We start from the raw sequence: 15,500 nt of genomic DNA on the forward strand, positions 1-15,500 counted from the left end.
TCCGTGTTCATCGCGCGAGCGCTTGCCGGAAGCGGCGCCCCGCCGCGCCGCGCGGGCTTTAACGCGACGCCGTCGCAGCGATTACCCGGAAATCGTTACAAATTGAAACCCTAACGGAATCGATTTACCAGACACTTTGTCTTACCAAAAGTCGACTCCTGTTGAAAACGGAGGCCAAAATGGACAATCCGAACACGCAACCCACCACGCAATCCGCGCAACCTGCGCAACAACGCCGGATTCACCCGCTCGTCGCGACCGCTGCCGGCGCGGTGATCATCGCAAGCCTCGTCGCCACCGCGGCGGTCACGGGCCTGTTCCCGAAGGCATCCAGCAACGGCGCGCAAAACGATCAGACGCAATCGGCGCAAGTCGCCACGCAAGCTAACCAGCAGGGCGTGGTCGACTCGGCGACGCCCGCCAACCCGACGGCGCAACAGGCAGCACAGCAGCAGGCCGCGCAGCAACAGGCTGCCCAGCAGCAAGCCGCGCAACAGCCGCAGCCTGCGCCCGCTCCGGCGCCTGCGCCCACGCAGCAGCAGCAATACGCGCAGCAGCAACAGGCCCAGCCGGCGCCCAACTATGCCCAGCAGCAGCAGCAGCCGGCGCAACCAGCCTACTGCTCGACATGTGGCGTAGTCGAGGCCATCTCGGCGGTGCGTCAGGAAGGTCATGGCACTGGTATCGGCGCGGTCGGCGGCGCGGTGGCCGGTGGCGTGGTCGGCAACCAGTTCGGTAGCGGCGGCGGCCGTACCGCGATGACCGTTCTCGGCGCGCTCGGCGGCGGCCTTGCCGGCAACTCGGTCGAGAAACATATCCGCAGCACCACGTCGTATTCGGTACGGGTGCGGATGGAAAGCGGCAAGACGCGTTACTTCACCTACCATGAAGCGCCGCCGTTCCAGCAAGGTCAGCGAGTTCGGGTTCAGAACGGCACGCTTGTAGCAAGCTAGGGCGTAACCAGGCGGAATTTGCGCCAGACGCAAAAAAGGCGACTCCATTGGAGTCGCCTTTTTCTTTGCCGCAGCCGGCAGCGGCGTGGAGCACATCGCTGACTGGCTTCGGGAAACTCAGTGACGCTCAATAATCCGCGTCTTCAATCCATGCAGCCTGAATCGCCTCGAGGATCTTTTCGTTCGACCGGTTAGGATCGTCGTCGAATCCTTCCAGCTCGGTGACCCAACGGTGCAAGTCGGTGAAGCGCACCTGTTGCGGATCGATGTCCTGGTGCTTGTCAGTCAGGGCCATCGCGATGTCTTGCGTATCGGTCCACTTCATGGCTGCATCCTCCTGTTAGTGGTTTTCCTTCGCGTGATTGATCGAGTAGCGAGGGATTTCGACAACCAGATCCTGCTCCGCCGGCACCATGGCCTGGCACGACAGACGCGAGGCCGGTTCGAGCCCCCACGCCTTGTCCAACAGATCGTCCTCGTCTTCCTCCGATGGCGTCAAGGCGGCGAAACCCTCACGCACGATCACGTGGCAGGTCGTGCACGCGCACGACTTCTCGCACGCGTGCTCGATTTCAATGCCGTGTTCGAGCAGGCTGTCGCAGATGCTCTTGCCGGGCACGGCATCGATCACCGCGCCTTCCGGGCACAGTTCGACGTGAGGCAGCACAACGATTTGAGGCATACATTTTCCGTTTGGGTCTGAGGCACGGCGGCCGCAAACAGGCTCCGTACCATTTTACTGGCGCCGCGCGGACTTTTTAAGTCCACGCGGCGCGATTCGATTCTTAGCGGCGGACCGACCGGGCGGCCCGCCCTGCCGCAACCGCAGCGCTCAGATCTCGTCGAGCTTGCGGCCGGCGAGCGCGCGGCGAATGCCCTTGTTCATGCGGCGGGCGGCGAATTCGTCAGTGCCTTCGGCGAGGGTTTTGGTGGCGGCTTCGATCGTGTCGACATCCTCGCTTTGCGCGACGTTGCGTAATGCATCGAGCAGCGTGTCGAGCTCGGCGCGCTCGCTGTCGTCGAGCAGTTCGGCGTCGGCGGCGAGCGCGGCGTCGGTGGCCTCCACGAGTCGCCGCGCTTCGACTTGCGCTTCGCGCAGCGCGCGAGCCCGCATGTCGACTTCAGCGGTCGAGAAGCTGTCTTCGAGCATTCGGGCGATGTCGTCGTCGGCGAGACCGTAGGACGGCTTGACCACCACCGACGCCTCCACGCCCGAGCCCTGCTCGCGCGCGAACACGGACAGCAGGCCGTCGGCGTCCACCTGGTAGGTCACGCGAATGCGCGCCGCGCCGGCAGCCATCGGCGGAATGCCACGCAGCTCGAAGCGAGCGAGCGAGCGGCAGTCGCTGACGAGCTCGCGCTCGCCTTGCACGACGTGGATCGCCATGGCCGTCTGGCCATCCTTGAAAGTCGTGAAATCCTGTGCGCGCGCGACCGGAATCGTCGAATTGCGCGGGATGATTTTCTCGGTCAGACCGCCCATCGTCTCCACGCCGAGCGAGAGCGGAATCACGTCGAGCAAAAGCCACTCGTCGCCGTCCGCACCGCGATTGCCCGCGAGCAGATCGGCCTGGATCGCCGCGCCGAGCGCGACCACCTGATCCGGGTCGAGATTGATCAGCGGCGGTTGGCCGAAGAGCGATTCGACCGCGCGGCGGATCACCGGCATGCGCGTCGCGCCGCCGACCAGCACCACGCCCTTGATTTCCTTCGTCGTGACTTTGGCGTCGCGCAGCGCCTTCTTGGTCGGGCCGAGCGTGCGCTGAACCAGCGCCTGCGTGATGGCCTCGAAAGTGGCTTCGTCGATCGTCAGATCGATCTGAGCGCCGTTCGAGAGCGTGGCCTGTAGCTTCGCACTCGGCGCGTCCGACAACGCCTCCTTGGCCACGCGCACGCTGTCCAGCAGCAAGCGCACGTCTTCCGGTGCGAGGGTTTGCGGCGCGATGCCGGCTTGCTCCAGCACATGGCGATACAGCGCGTGGTCGAAATCGTCGCCGCCGAGCGCGGAGTCGCCGCCCGCCGCGAGCACTTCGAACACGCCCTTGGTGAGCTTGAGAATCGACAGATCGAAGGTGCCGCCGCCGAGGTCGTACACGGCGTACAGCCCCTCGGAACCGTTGTCGAGGCCGTAGGCAATCGCGGCCGCGGTCGGTTCGTTCAGGAGGCGCAGCACATTCAGGCCGGCCAGACGCGCGGCGTCCTTGGTCGCCTGACGCTGGGCTTCGTCGAAGTAAGCGGGCACGGTGATCACCGCGCCGACCAGTTCGTCGCCGAGCGAGTCTTCGGCGCGCTGACGCAGCGTCGCGAGAATTTCGGCCGACACTTCGACCGGGCTCTTCACGCCGTCGATGGTGCGGATCTGCACCATGCCGGGTGCATCGATGAAATCGTACGGCGCGTTTTCGGCGCCCTCCACTTCCGCCTTGCCTCGGCCCATGAAGCGCTTGACCGAGACGATCGTGTTGCGCGGATCGCTTGCGGCCTCGGCCTTGGCCGTGCGGCCGATACGGCGGCCGCCCTTTTCCAGGTAGCGCACCACCGACGGCAGCAGCACGTGGCCGTCTTCGTCGGGGAGCACATCGGGCACGCCGCTGCGCACGGCGGCAACGAGGGAGTTGGTGGTGCCGAGATCGATACCGACCGCCAGACGCCGCTGGTGGGGCGCCGGCGCCATGCCGGGTTCGGAGATTTGCAGTAGGGCCATCTGGATCTTCTCGGAGCCGCTCGGCCCCGTCCTGAATTTTCGCGTTGCTGGTTGTAATGCTACGGCTATTCTCGCGGTTGCCGCTGCGCTCGCGCGCGGCGCAACACGCACGGCGCGTTCGGGCTCGCTAGTTCTCGAGCCGCTCGATCTGCGTGCCGATTTCCGACGCCACCCGCTCGATGAACATCAACTGCCGCACCGCCTCGCCCGCGGCCTGATTCGCGCCGCTGTCGAGCAAGGCGCCGAGCTTGTCGAAACGCACGCGCTCTTCGTCGCGCAGTTCGGTCAGCAAGGCGTCAAGCGCATCGACGTTCTTCGCCGCGGCCGCGTCCTCGATGCCTTCACGCCATTCCATCTGCTGCATCAGGAACGCCGGCTCCATCGCCGTATTGTTCTCCGCGCCGACGTCGATGCCGCGCAGATGCAGCAGATAGGTGGCGCGCTTCAACGGATCGCGCAGCGTCTGATACGCCTCGTTGGTGCGCGTCGCCCATTGCATCGCGATGCGCTTTTGCGCGTCGCCGGCCGCCGCGAAGCGGTCTGGATGCACTTGCGCCTGCACCGTGCGGTAGGCGTGATCGAGCGCTGATGCGTCGAGCGCGAATTGCGCCGGCAGATCGAACAGGTCGAAGTGGCTGTCGTTCAGCGAGGCCATCGGATAAAAGGAGTCCGTTCAGGAAAGCGCACCGGAGTGCAGTCTAAAAACGCGGCTCGGCAGAGCCTAGCGGCACAGGCGAATTCGCGGATGAAACTAAAAAGGCGGCCCGCGCCGCCTTTGATCCGCTGCACGCGGAATGTCCGGATTTACACGCGGAACGATTCGCCGCAACCGCATTCGTCCTTCACGTTCGGGTTGTTGAACTTGAAGCCTTCGTTCAGCCCTTCACGTGCGAAGTCGAGTTCGGTGCCGTCGATATAGGCGAGGCTCTTCGGGTCGACAATGAGCTTCACGCCGTTGCATTCGAAGACTTCGTCTTCGGGCGCGAGTTCGTCCACGTACTCGAGCTTGTAAGCCAAGCCGGAGCAACCGGTGGTGCGCACGCCGACGCGCAAGCCGACGCCCTTACCGCGACGGTTCAGATACTTCTGGACGTGCTGTGCTGCCTTTTCGGTCAACGTAATTGCCATAGCGTTTCTCATTGCGCAGTGCGTGCCAGTCATTCTTCTGCCTGTTCACGCGCTGCTACCCTGCCTGCATCAAATATCGCCCGGACCGGACGGCCCGCTGCAAATTCGCGCCGCCGCCCGTTTCGATTCACCTGAAAACCGCGCTGAAACCGCGCCGCAATCACCGCTTAAGCGTGTTGCTTGTCGCCTTCGACGACGGCTTCACCGTGGCGTTGCTTGTAGTCGGCGACCGCTGCCTTAATCGCGTCTTCCGCGAGGATCGAGCAGTGGATCTTCACCGGCGGCAGCGCCAGTTCTTCGGCGATCTGCGTGTTCTTGATCGACATGGCTTGATCGAGCGTCTTGCCTTTCACCCATTCGGTGACGAGCGAGCTCGACGCAATCGCCGAACCGCAGCCATACGTCTTGAACTTCGCGTCTTCGATGATGCCGTCCGCGCCCACGCGGATCTGCAGCTTCATCACGTCGCCGCATGCCGGCGCGCCGACCATACCGGTACCGACCGCATCGTCGTCCTTCGCGAAGGAACCGACGTTGCGCGGGTTTTCGTAATGGTCCAGAACCTTGTCGCTATAAGCCATGATTACACTCCTTGATCCGTTTCAACCTGCAATTGCAATTCGATGAATTCGATATCGTCCCAAACCCGGCGCGTCAGTGCGCTGCCCACTGGATGGTCGAAATATCGATCCCGTCCTTGTGCATTTCCCACAGCGGCGACAAATCGCGCAGCTTCGAAATCTTGGTCTTCAGCAGGTTGATCACGTAATCGACGTCCTGCTCGGTCGTGAAGCGGCCCACCGTGAAGCGGATCGAGCTGTGCGCCAGCTCGTCGTTACGGCCCAACGCGCGCAACACATACGACGGTTCCAGCGAAGCCGACGTACAGGCCGAGCCCGACGACACCGCCACGTCCTTCACCGCCATGATCAGCGACTCGCCTTCGACGAAATTGAAGCTGATGTTCAGGTTGTGCGGCACACGCTTTTCCATGTCGCCGTTCACATACACTTCTTCCATTTCCGACAGGCCGCGCAGCAGACGGTCGCGCAGCATGCGGATGCGTTCGTTTTCCGTCGCCATTTCTTCACGTGCGAGACGGAACGCTTCGCCCATGCCGACGATCTGGTGCGTGGCCAGCGTGCCCGAACGCATGCCGCGCTCGTGACCGCCGCCGTGCATCTGCGCTTCGATACGGATACGCGGCTTGCGGCGCACGTACAGCGCGCCGATGCCCTTCGGGCCATACGTCTTGTGCGCCGAGAACGACATCAGGTCGACCTTCAGCTTTTGCAGGTCGATCGCGATCTTGCCGGTGGCTTGCGCCGCGTCGACGTGGAAAATGATGCCCTTTTCACGAGTGATCTCGCCGATCGCCTCGATGTCCTGGATCACGCCGATCTCGTTGTTCACCGACATGACCGACACCAGAATCGTGTCCGGACGCAGCGCGGCCTTGAGCTTTTCCAGGTCGATCAAGCCGTCGTCCTTGACGTCCAGATACGTGACTTCGAAGCCTTCGCGCTCGAGTTCGCGGCAGGTGTCGAGCACGGCCTTGTGCTCGGTCTTCACCGTGATGATGTGCTTGCCCTTGCTCTTGTAGAAGTGCGCGGCGCCCTTGATGGCCAGGTTGTCCGACTCCGTGGCACCCGAGGTCCAGATGATTTCGCGCGGATCGGCGTTCACCAGCGCGGCGACATTCTCACGCGCTTCTTCGACTGCGCGCTCCGCCGCCCAGCCATACGAGTGGCTGCGCGATGCGGGGTTGCCGAACTGCTCGCGCAGATACGGAATCATCTTGTCCACCACGCGCGGATCGATCGGCGTCGTCGCGCTGTAGTCCATGTAGATGGGCAGATGGAGAGTGTCGTTGTTCATCAATTGCTCCGGGGACGTCATGTGCTCTGGCTTCTGGGTTTCTTATCAGGCTGCGGTGACTGCTCGATACCGCGCCTAGGAACCGGCCATGTTGAAAACGGAATTGGGCCCTTTCGGCGCCACGCGGACGGGTTCGACCGCCGGCGCTTCGTTGCGCCTGTCGCGCAGCACGGCCGGCGCGCCTTCGCGCGAACGCTGCTGGTCCACCAGATCTTTCAGCGAGACCGAATCGAGGTACTCGACCATTTTCTGGTTCAGCGTGGACCACAGTTCATGCGTCATGCAGTGGCCGTCGTGCTGTTTGGTACCCTCGCAAGAGCCCTTGCCGCCGCATTGGGTGGCATCGAGCGGCTCGTCGACGGCGATGATGATGTCGGCCACGGTCACGTCTTCAGCGCGGCGGGCCAGATTGTAGCCGCCGCCCGGTCCGCGCACGGACTCGACGATTTCATGACGACGCAGCTTGCCAAATAGCTGCTCGAGGTACGACAGGGAGATGTGTTGGCGCTGGCTGATACCCGCAAGCGTCACCGGGCCCTGCTCCTGGCGCAGTGCCAGGTCAATCATCGCCGTGACGGCGAAACGGCCTTTCGTGGTGAGTCTCATATGGTGTGGGAACCGCAATTCTCGACAAGTTTTGTCAAGTATAAATACATGAGCGATTTAGTCAAGTATCCCTACCGCGATTTGGGTCATTTGCTTAATTGTTGGATAAGCCGGCGCGCTCTCTCGCCAAACTCTACACAAGCAATTGGGGACGTAATGCCGCAATCAGGCCACGGCAGGCCGCTTCACACTGATCCAGTACCTGCTCGAAACCTTCCGCGCCGCCGAAATACGGGTCGACGACTTCGCGGGCGCCGCTCCAGCGGGCGTCCGCTTCGGGGACAAACTCCATCAGCAGACGGATCTTGTCGCGTTGCTGCGGCGGGCAGACCTGGCGCAGCGCGGCGACGTTTTTGTCGTCCATCGCAATGAGCAGGTCGAAGCGCTCAAAATCCGCAACAGCGACCTGACGGCCGCGCAAGGCGGCGAGTTGATAGCCGCGCCGGCCGGCCGCCTGCTGCGCGCGCTCGTCCGGCGGCTCGCCGATGTGCCAGTCACCCGTTCCGGCGGAGTCGATCAGAATGCGCTCCGTGAGCTTCGCCTCGCCGACCAGATGGCGCATCACACCTTCCGCGGTCGGAGAACGGCAGATGTTCCCTAGGCAGACAAAGCAGATGGATACGGTTTTCATCAAGGGGCTTTTTCAGGCGCGCGACGCGCGTAGGACGACTGTTAACAAATGGTGCCGCGATTATACAAAGCTGGCCGGAATCTCGCCCGAAGCCGGCGCGCTCGTGGCCGCGAGCGTGGCGTTCGGGTGCTGCGACCGATTCCGCTCGCGCTTAACCTTTGCTTACGACGCTTCCGCGATCGGCATCGCCGTAGCGGCGCGCATAGGTTTGGCCGGCAGCGTCGCGGTGTCGTCGATCATGCCGTACGAGACGGCACGTGCAAGTTCAGCCGTGAGTTGAGCGGCCGCGAGCGGAGCCTGCGGGGCGCGCGACGCAGCGTCGCCGCAAATATGCAGATAAGCAGCCGCAGCGAGCGGTACAACGATGGCGAGGGGCCAGTACACCGATATTGTCTTTTTCATGATGTCGTTTCTTCCGATTAGGGGCAGATGAGTTTGCAACCCACTATGCCCAGTGCAAATGCTATAGGAATTCGCAATCGGGAAAAACCCACTGGCGCGAGATAGAGCGTTGCTCCGAATGGAACAGTGAATTCACGTTTTGCGGCGCACGACGTCGACGCTCGTCATGGCACAAGAAAGAAATCCTTACAAACACATACAAAGCTCTTGTGACGGATGACGATAATAGCGGTCTTACAGAAACAAAATCTCGCACTGGTCCATCACCATGAAACGCTTCGCACCCATCGCCTGCCTCGCTGTCGCCGCCCTGCTCGGCGGCTGCGCGGTCTATCCGGACGGCACGCCGATGTACAGCAATGGCTACGGCGGCGGTTACAGCGGCTATGACGATTACGACGGCTACGCCACCGGCGTGCCGGTCGTGCCACAAACCAACGTCTACATGGGCTACAGCAACTACTCTGGCCCCGGCTATTACGACGGACCCGGCCGCTATTACGGACCGGGCTACGGCGGCTATCCGAACCGGGGCCGGCCGAACAACGGCAACTATGGAAACAACGGCAACCACGGCGATAACGGCGGTTGGCACGGTCAGCCGAATGGCGGCTCGCACGGCGGGCCGCCGCCTCAAGGCGGCGTGGGCGGGCCGCGTGGCCCGAGCGGATCGAATGCGCCCCGGCCGGGCGCTGCCAGCCCGCCGCCTCCGCCGCCGCCGTCGCAGCAGGCGGGCAATGGCGGCGGTCGTGGTAATGGCAATAATGGGGGCGCCCCCGTGCGAGGGGCACCGGGCCGACAGCCTGGCCAGATGACGGACCACTGAGCGCCGCTGGTCGCATAGTTGCGCGGTTCGCATGCGTATCTGTCAACGCACGCATACCGCGCTCCGTTTTCTGCGGCAACGTCCTGAACGGCAGACGGAGACAGCCGCCAAACGGCACGGCCATGACTTAGATAGCGCGGCGCCGGAATCACCGGCTCGCGCGCAACGCCACCAACCTCTAAAAATACGACGGCGCGCTTCGCCCAGAACGCCCGCTCAGCCGATATGACTGCGCTGCGCCGCGTACAACTCCCTGAACGTTCGACCGACCGGAGCGGGCATATCCCGCGTATTGGTCCAGCCCGCGCCGCCCAACGGCAATTTGGCAATCGACCGATTCCTTCCGCCCATGCGTTCCAGCACGCGCACGGCCAGCTTCGTGAAAAGCGCGTAAGCATCCGGATGCAGCGCGAGAAAACCCCACACGGCAAGTCCGGCACGCTCTTTCCAGGGCCGCAGATGGCGCTCCACCTGCTTCTCGCGCAGCTTGCGCAACAGATCGGATAGCGGAATGCCCACCGGGCACACGCTGTTGCACTCGCCGCACAAAGTCGCGGCCTGCGGCAAATCCAGCGCCTTGTCGATGCCGACGTAGCTCGGCGTCAACACCGAACCCATCGGGCCGGGATAGACCCAGCCGTACGCGTGGCCGCCCACCTTCTGATACACCGGGCAATGGTTCATGCACGCGCCGCAGCGGATGCACCTCAGCATTTCCTGGAAGTCGCCGCCGATCAGCCCCGTGCGCCCGCCGTCGACGAGCACCACATACATATGCGCAGGACCGTCCTGGTCGCCCTCGCCGCGCGGCCCCGTCAACACGGAAAAATAGTTCGAGGTGGTCTGCCCGGTCGCTGAGCGCGGCAAAAGACGCATCGCCGTGGCCAGATCTTCGAGCGTAGGCAGCACCTTCTCGATGCCCGTCACCGCCACATGCACGCGCGGCATCACGGTGCACATGCCTTCGTTGCCCTCGTTCGTGACCAGCACGACCGAGCCCGTTTCCGCCACCACGAAATTGCCGCCGGTCACGCCCATGTCCGCGGTCATGAAATGCGGGCGCAGCATCTCGCGCGCTTCGCGCGTCATGTCGGTAATTTCGGTCAGGCGCGGCCGGTTGTGAGTCTTCGCGAACAGGTCGGCGATCTCGTCCTTATCCTTGTGGACGACTGGGGCGATGATGTGGCTCGGCGGCTCGTTGTCGTTGATCTGCAGGATGTACTCGCCCAGATCGGTTTCAATGGATTGCACGCCCATCTGCCCGAGCACTTCGTTCAGGCGCATTTCTTCCGTGACCATCGACTTGGTCTTGATGACCTTCTTCACCTCGTGCCGGCGCGCAATGTCGCCGACGAGCCGCGCGGCCTCCTGGGTCGTCTCGGCAAACAGCACCGTCACGCCGCGCCGGGCCGCTTCGCGCTCGAAGGTTTCCAGCCACACGTCGAGATTCTCCAGCGCGCGATTGCGGCGCTCCTTCAGCGCGGCGCGCGTGGCGGGAAAATCAATCGCTGTCATGGCCGTGGCGCGGGCCGACACAAACTTGGTCGACAGCTTGGTGAGGTTCTGCTGCAGACGCTGGTCGGCGAGTTTCTGACCGGCGCGTGCCTTGAATTGCATCGATTGGACTTGCATGGCGGCCTTATGCGTATTCGAGCGAAGCGGGCAAAACAGGCGAAGCGCGACTGAAGTACGAGTCAAGCGCGCGTATCTGAAAATCAGCGCTACACGTCGCCGGCCAGCACCTGCGCGATGTGCAGCACGCGCGTGGTGGCGTCGCCGGTACGCCGCAAACGGCCTTCAATATTGAGCATGCAGCCGAGGTCGCCGAGCACCACCGTGCCGGTGCCGCTTGCACTGATATTCGCGCACTTTTCGTCGACGATCGCCGTGGAGATGTCGCCGTACTTGACCGCGAAGGTGCCGCCGAAGCCGCAGCAATGCTCGCAATCCTTCATCTCGTTCACTGTGACGCCGACCTGCGCCAGCAAAGCGCGCGGCTGCGCCTTCACGCCGAGCTCACGCAGCCCGGAGCAGGAATCGTGGTACGTGACCTGACCCGCGAACTCGCCCGGCTGCAATTGCACCTTGGCCACGTTCACGAGGAAATCGGTCAGTTCGAACACCTTGGCGCGCAACCGGCCGAAGCGGTTCATCAGTTCCGGATCATCGGCGAAGAGATCGCCGTAATGCACGCGGATCATGCCGCCGCACGAACCGGACGGGACCACGACGTAATCGAACTGTTCGAACTCGCGCAGGGTTTTCTCGGCCAGATCGCGCGCGATGCGCCGTTCCCCGGAGTTGTACGCGGGTTGACCGCAACAGGTTTGGGCGGGTGGCACCACCACCTCGAATCCGGCGCCTTCGATCAGCTTGATGACCGAAAAACCGATCTCGGGACGCATCAGGTCGATCAGGCAGGTAACGAACAATCCGACTCGCATGAGCCCTCCTTCGGGAAAACGTCCCTGATTATCCGCTGTTTGCCGCACAATACCAACGGCCGGAAGGCATAGGACGAAAGCCGCTGAAATTGGAATTGGCGTTCCAATCGCTTTCCTTCTTTTCACAATACGGGATACAATCAATTTCCGCTGTTTGACGCGTCAACCGATTCCTCCCATGAGCGATACGAACCCGGATCCCAAAACTTCGATCCAGGTGATCGAACGCATGATGCGCTTGCTCGACGCACTCGCTGCGCATAGCGACCCGGTCAGCCTGAAAGAACTCGCCATCCGCACGGAGCTGCATCCGTCCACCGCGCACCGCATCCTCAACGACATGGTGATGTGCCGTCTGGTCGACCGGTCGGATCCCGGCACTTACCGTCTCGGCATGCGCCTGCTCGAACTGGGCAATCTGGTGAAGGCGCGCCTGTCGGTGCGCGACGCGGCACTCACGCCGATGCGCGAACTGCATCGTCAGACGGGCCAGACGGTGAATCTGTCGGTACGTCAGGGCGACGAGATCGTCTATATCGAACGTGCTTATTCCGAGCGTTCCGGCATGCAGGTGGTGCGGGCGATCGGCGGACGGGCGCCGTTGCATCTGACCTCGGTAGGCAAGCTGTTCCTCGCCGCCGACGAATCCACTCGCGTGAGGGCCTACGCCACGCGCACCGGCTTGTCGGGCCACACGCAGAACAGCATCACCGACCTGACCAAACTGGAGCGCGAACTCTCGCACGTGCGCCAGCAAGCCTGCGCGCGCGATAACGAAGAGCTGGAACTCGGCGTGCGCTGCATCGCCGCCGGCATTTACGACGACACCGGCAAACTGGTTGCCGGTCTGTCGCTGTCGGCGCCGGCGGATCGGTTGCAGGATTCCTGGCTCGGCCAGCTTAGCCAGACGGCGCTGATGATCTCCGCGTCGCTCGGCTACCGGCCGCAACCCGCGCAGGACCATTCGCATAGCCATCACGCGTAAGCCCGGCGCTGGGCTTACGCTCAAGAAACAAAAAAGCCTCGCAACTGCGAGGCTTTTTGTTTTCATGCGGCCGGTCCGGAAACCGGCCACCGAGCAAACGCTTCAGGTACCCGGACCGCTGGCGTCCGCACTAGTAATCCGCGCCTCGCCGCCGCCGTTATCCAGCCACGTGCGCAGACGCGTGGCGTCCGCGAACCGCGAGTACTTACCCGACGAGTCGAGCAACACCATGATCATCGGACGGCCGTGAATGGTCGCCTGCATCACGAGGCACTCACCCGCTTCGTTGATAAAGCCGGTCTTTTGCAGACCGATGTCCCACGTCGGGTTACGCACCAGCGCATTGGTGCTGTTGTACGCCAGCGAGCGCTTGCCGGTGTACACCTCGTAGCTGTGATCGGTCGAGAACCTGCGGATCACCGGATACTGATACGCCGCGTTGACCATCTTCACGAGGTCGCGCGCGCTCGACACGTTCTGGCTCGTCAAACCCGTGGGGTTTTCAAAGTGCGTGTCGGTCATGCCGAGTTGCTTGGCCTTCGCGTTCATGGCCGCGAGGAACGCCGGACGGCCGCCCGGGAAATAACGCGACAGCGCCGCGGCCGCGCGATTTTCCGATGCCATCAGCGCGATATGCAGCATGTCTTCACGCGAGAGCACCGAGCCCACCGACAGACGCGAGCCGGTGTTCTTTTCGTAATCTCGGTCTTCGTCCGTGACTTCGATCTGGTCGGTCATCGGCTCTTTCGAGTCGAGCACCACCATCGCGGTCATCAGCTTGGTGATCGACGCGATCGGCACCACGGCGCGCGAGTTCTTGTCGAACAGCGACTCGCCCGAGTTCTGATCGATCACGTAGGCGACGCTCGAGCGCAGCATGAGCGCGTCCGGCGTTTCGTGCAGACCGAAAGCCTGGCCGACGCTCGGCTGACGCGGTTCGTACGCGATGCGGCGCACCACCGAGTGGTGACGGCCGTTCGACGTGTACGTCACGCGCTTGCGCTTGACGCCCGCGCGCGGCGCGTCGTCGTCAGCGGCTACGGTTTTTGCGGCCGCGCCTTTGGTCGCTTTCGAGGCCTTGCCCGACACCTTTTCAGGAGCGGCAGCCGGCTTCTTGGCCGCTTTGGCGTGTTTGGAGGTTTTTGCAGGTGCATCGGGCGTGGCGGCAAAAGCGCTCACGGGCGTGGCGAACGCCGCCGCGATGACCATGGAGGCGGCCACCGACAGAGCGGTGCTGCGGGCCGCGCCGTGGATCACTTTTAGCGACGAAAACATGTCGGTTTTCATGGGTGTTCGGTAGGGAGCGGCGAGAGGTTTCCGCAAGTGTAGTAAAACAACGAAAAATTAGCAATTTGAAGCACTTATACGCGCTCCTTAAACCGGCTTGTAAGCTCCGATCGCAAAAACACGAATAAGTGCCGTGCATCGATCGAAAAAAACGATCGCCGGCACGTTACGCCTCGCCGCTGCCGCCATACGCCGGAATCGAGGTGATTCTTCCAGCATAACGGCAATTTCGAGACAACCTTGATCAGGGGAAATACGGTCAGAGCACGGGCGGTCAAACTGCCAGTGCAACAGCACGCGGCAGCAGTCGCTGCAGCGAGGTTGTTAAACGCCTGCTGCAGACTGCAACGCGCATTCGACCAGCATGAAGCATTAACGTTCCGTGACACTTTCCGGTTTACACCAAATCGACCGCCGAAGACTTTTTTAACAATTGCCGGATGTTAGCGTCCCCACTTAGCCCGCGTTTGTCGGTCAAATTGACCTTACAATTCAGTAATAAATACAGCATGATTAGGCACCGGCGCGGTGCGGCGGTTAAATCGACCTGCGTCATAAGGATGTTATGCCGATCGCATAACACTATGTTTTATCAGTAGTTTCTTAATATTGTGCGACGCACAAAAAGCGCTTGACATTCTTTGTAACCATCCTAAAATGGGAACCATTGCTGCGATGCACAATACATCGCGGTCCGGCGGGACGCACCATGTGTCTCACCATTCACCCAATGCGGTCCGCACAGACAGACCGCGATCCAGGAGCGTAAACCATGACTCTGCTGACCCCTGAGCAATTCGCCGCAGCCCAGAAAGCCAACTTTGAAACGTTGTTCGGCCTGACGACCAAAGCATTCGAAGGCGTCGAAAAGCTGGTTGAGCTGAACCTGCAAGTCGTGAAATCGACGCTCGCGGAAAGCCAGGAAAATGCTCAACGCGCCCTGTCGGTCAAGGACGCGCAAGAATTGCTGGCTCTGCAAGCAAGCCTTGCACAGCCGGTGGCTGAAAAGGCGTTGTCGTACGGTCGCCACGTGTATGAGATCGTTTCGGCAACGCAAGGTGAATTCACCCGCGTCGCGGAAGCGCAATTCGAAGAGCAAAACCGCAAGGTCCAATCGCTCGTCGAAAACGTCGCCAAGAATGCACCGGCTGGTTCGGAAACCGCTGTCGCCGTGATGAAGTCGGCTATCACCGCCGCTAACACCACGTACGAAACGGTTCACAAGGCAACGAAGCAAGCTGTCGAAATCGCTGAAAGCAACTTCAATGCAGCTGCAACGGCCGCATCGAAGGCAGCTTCGCAAGCCGCCGCCCAAGCATCGCGCTCGGCCAAGAAGGCAGTCTAAGCTTCAGTCTCAAGCATCACTCTGCAGGCATCACCCAACGCCGGCACAGCTCGAACGCTGTGCCGGCGTTACCGCAAGCAACAGCGTCGTGTCGTTGCCGCTCACACGGTGTTAATTGGCCGAACGCTCCGATACGTTGAACGGCGTATCGTTTGCCCGGCGAAAGGCCGGGATTTTTTTACCCGACGCTTTTTCGCCGTCGCCTGAGTCGTTCAGCATGTATTGGTGATGCCGTCGTCGCGCGGCAACCGCCCCACTCTGCTGCCCAAAGAAAAAAACGGCGCGCCCTTTGCGGGGCGCGCCGTTTTTAT

At 62.2% G+C, this 15,500-nt stretch carries 17 protein-coding genes; 4 read left to right on the forward strand and 13 right to left on the reverse strand.

Annotated elements, in window-relative coordinates:
- Positions 1 to 179 precede the first annotated feature (179 nt).
- On the forward strand, positions 180 to 953 hold the full coding sequence (locus P0D80_RS08385; protein WP_408282738.1) for a glycine zipper 2TM domain-containing protein: 774 nt from the start codon (positions 180 to 182) through the stop codon (positions 951 to 953).
- 127 nt (positions 954 to 1,080) lie between these two features.
- Here P0D80_RS08385 and iscX read toward each other — a convergent pair whose 3' ends face one another.
- From iscX to P0D80_RS08435, 10 genes are all read right to left on the reverse strand, one after another.
- Complete coding sequence (iscX, locus tag P0D80_RS08390) at positions 1,081 to 1,278, reverse strand: Fe-S cluster assembly protein IscX (RefSeq protein WP_007181290.1); 198 nt, start codon at positions 1,276 to 1,278, stop codon at positions 1,081 to 1,083.
- A 15-nt stretch (positions 1,279 to 1,293) separates the two neighbouring features.
- The gene (gene fdx / locus P0D80_RS08395; protein ID WP_097389705.1) at positions 1,294 to 1,635 is read right to left on the reverse strand and encodes an ISC system 2Fe-2S type ferredoxin; all 342 of its coding nucleotides are present in this window, start codon (positions 1,633 to 1,635) and stop codon (positions 1,294 to 1,296) included.
- 150 nt (positions 1,636 to 1,785) lie between these two features.
- Positions 1,786 to 3,657, reverse strand: coding sequence for a Fe-S protein assembly chaperone HscA (gene hscA / locus P0D80_RS08400; protein WP_408282739.1), 1,872 nt, complete (start codon positions 3,655 to 3,657; stop codon positions 1,786 to 1,788).
- A gap of 127 nt (positions 3,658 to 3,784) precedes the next feature.
- Positions 3,785 to 4,312, reverse strand: coding sequence for a Fe-S protein assembly co-chaperone HscB (gene hscB / locus P0D80_RS08405; RefSeq protein WP_408282742.1), 528 nt, complete (start codon positions 4,310 to 4,312; stop codon positions 3,785 to 3,787).
- 149 nt (positions 4,313 to 4,461) lie between these two features.
- Positions 4,462 to 4,785 carry an iron-sulfur cluster assembly protein IscA gene (gene iscA / locus P0D80_RS08410; RefSeq protein ID WP_012433565.1) on the reverse strand — a complete coding sequence of 108 codons (324 nt, stop codon included), beginning with the start codon at positions 4,783 to 4,785 and terminating at the stop codon, positions 4,462 to 4,464.
- A gap of 167 nt (positions 4,786 to 4,952) precedes the next feature.
- Positions 4,953 to 5,366 carry a Fe-S cluster assembly scaffold IscU gene (gene iscU, locus P0D80_RS08415; RefSeq protein WP_028199493.1) on the reverse strand — a complete coding sequence of 138 codons (414 nt, stop codon included), beginning with the start codon at positions 5,364 to 5,366 and terminating at the stop codon, positions 4,953 to 4,955.
- A gap of 73 nt (positions 5,367 to 5,439) precedes the next feature.
- Entirely contained in the window at positions 5,440 to 6,663 is a 1,224-nt protein-coding gene (locus P0D80_RS08420; protein ID WP_132373828.1) for an IscS subfamily cysteine desulfurase, read from the reverse strand.
- A 75-nt stretch (positions 6,664 to 6,738) separates the two neighbouring features.
- The gene (gene iscR / locus P0D80_RS08425; protein WP_094783140.1) at positions 6,739 to 7,269 is read right to left on the reverse strand and encodes a Fe-S cluster assembly transcriptional regulator IscR; all 531 of its coding nucleotides are present in this window, start codon (positions 7,267 to 7,269) and stop codon (positions 6,739 to 6,741) included.
- 133 nt (positions 7,270 to 7,402) lie between these two features.
- Positions 7,403 to 7,900 (reverse strand): low molecular weight protein-tyrosine-phosphatase, encoded by a 498-nt coding sequence (locus tag P0D80_RS08430; RefSeq protein WP_132373827.1) that lies wholly within the window; start codon positions 7,898 to 7,900, stop codon positions 7,403 to 7,405.
- 162 nt (positions 7,901 to 8,062) lie between these two features.
- Positions 8,063 to 8,302: a hypothetical protein gene (locus tag P0D80_RS08435; RefSeq protein ID WP_132373826.1), complete on the reverse strand. Its 240-nt coding sequence runs from the start codon at positions 8,300 to 8,302 to the stop codon at positions 8,063 to 8,065.
- A gap of 268 nt (positions 8,303 to 8,570) precedes the next feature.
- Between P0D80_RS08435 and P0D80_RS08440 the strand changes: the two genes are divergently transcribed.
- Positions 8,571 to 9,128, forward strand: coding sequence for a hypothetical protein (locus tag P0D80_RS08440; protein WP_408282746.1), 558 nt, complete (start codon positions 8,571 to 8,573; stop codon positions 9,126 to 9,128).
- A 216-nt stretch (positions 9,129 to 9,344) separates the two neighbouring features.
- Here P0D80_RS08440 and P0D80_RS08445 read toward each other — a convergent pair whose 3' ends face one another.
- Together P0D80_RS08445 and P0D80_RS08450 are read right to left on the reverse strand one after the other, a co-directional pair.
- Positions 9,345 to 10,760, reverse strand: coding sequence for a lactate utilization protein B (locus P0D80_RS08445; protein WP_408282749.1), 1,416 nt, complete (start codon positions 10,758 to 10,760; stop codon positions 9,345 to 9,347).
- Positions 10,761 to 10,849: 89 nt separating this feature from the next.
- Positions 10,850 to 11,572: a (Fe-S)-binding protein gene (locus tag P0D80_RS08450; protein ID WP_408175848.1), complete on the reverse strand. Its 723-nt coding sequence runs from the start codon at positions 11,570 to 11,572 to the stop codon at positions 10,850 to 10,852.
- Positions 11,573 to 11,750: 178 nt separating this feature from the next.
- On the opposite strand from P0D80_RS08450, the gene P0D80_RS08455 reads away from it, so the two are divergent.
- Positions 11,751 to 12,557: an IclR family transcriptional regulator gene (locus tag P0D80_RS08455; RefSeq protein WP_132373822.1), complete on the forward strand. Its 807-nt coding sequence runs from the start codon at positions 11,751 to 11,753 to the stop codon at positions 12,555 to 12,557.
- A 102-nt stretch (positions 12,558 to 12,659) separates the two neighbouring features.
- On the opposite strand, the gene pbpG is transcribed toward P0D80_RS08455, so the two are convergent.
- Positions 12,660 to 13,844 (reverse strand): D-alanyl-D-alanine endopeptidase, encoded by a 1,185-nt coding sequence (gene pbpG / locus P0D80_RS08460; protein WP_408175847.1) that lies wholly within the window; start codon positions 13,842 to 13,844, stop codon positions 12,660 to 12,662.
- Positions 13,845 to 14,616: 772 nt separating this feature from the next.
- Here pbpG and P0D80_RS08465 point away from each other — a divergent pair.
- Positions 14,617 to 15,189 carry a phasin family protein gene (locus tag P0D80_RS08465; RefSeq protein WP_095418901.1) on the forward strand — a complete coding sequence of 191 codons (573 nt, stop codon included), beginning with the start codon at positions 14,617 to 14,619 and terminating at the stop codon, positions 15,187 to 15,189.
- Positions 15,190 to 15,500: the final 311 nt, after the last annotated feature.

It is taken from the genome of Paraburkholderia sp. RL17-373-BIF-A (genome assembly GCF_046030175.1).
Taxonomy (GTDB): domain Bacteria; phylum Pseudomonadota; class Gammaproteobacteria; order Burkholderiales; family Burkholderiaceae; genus Paraburkholderia.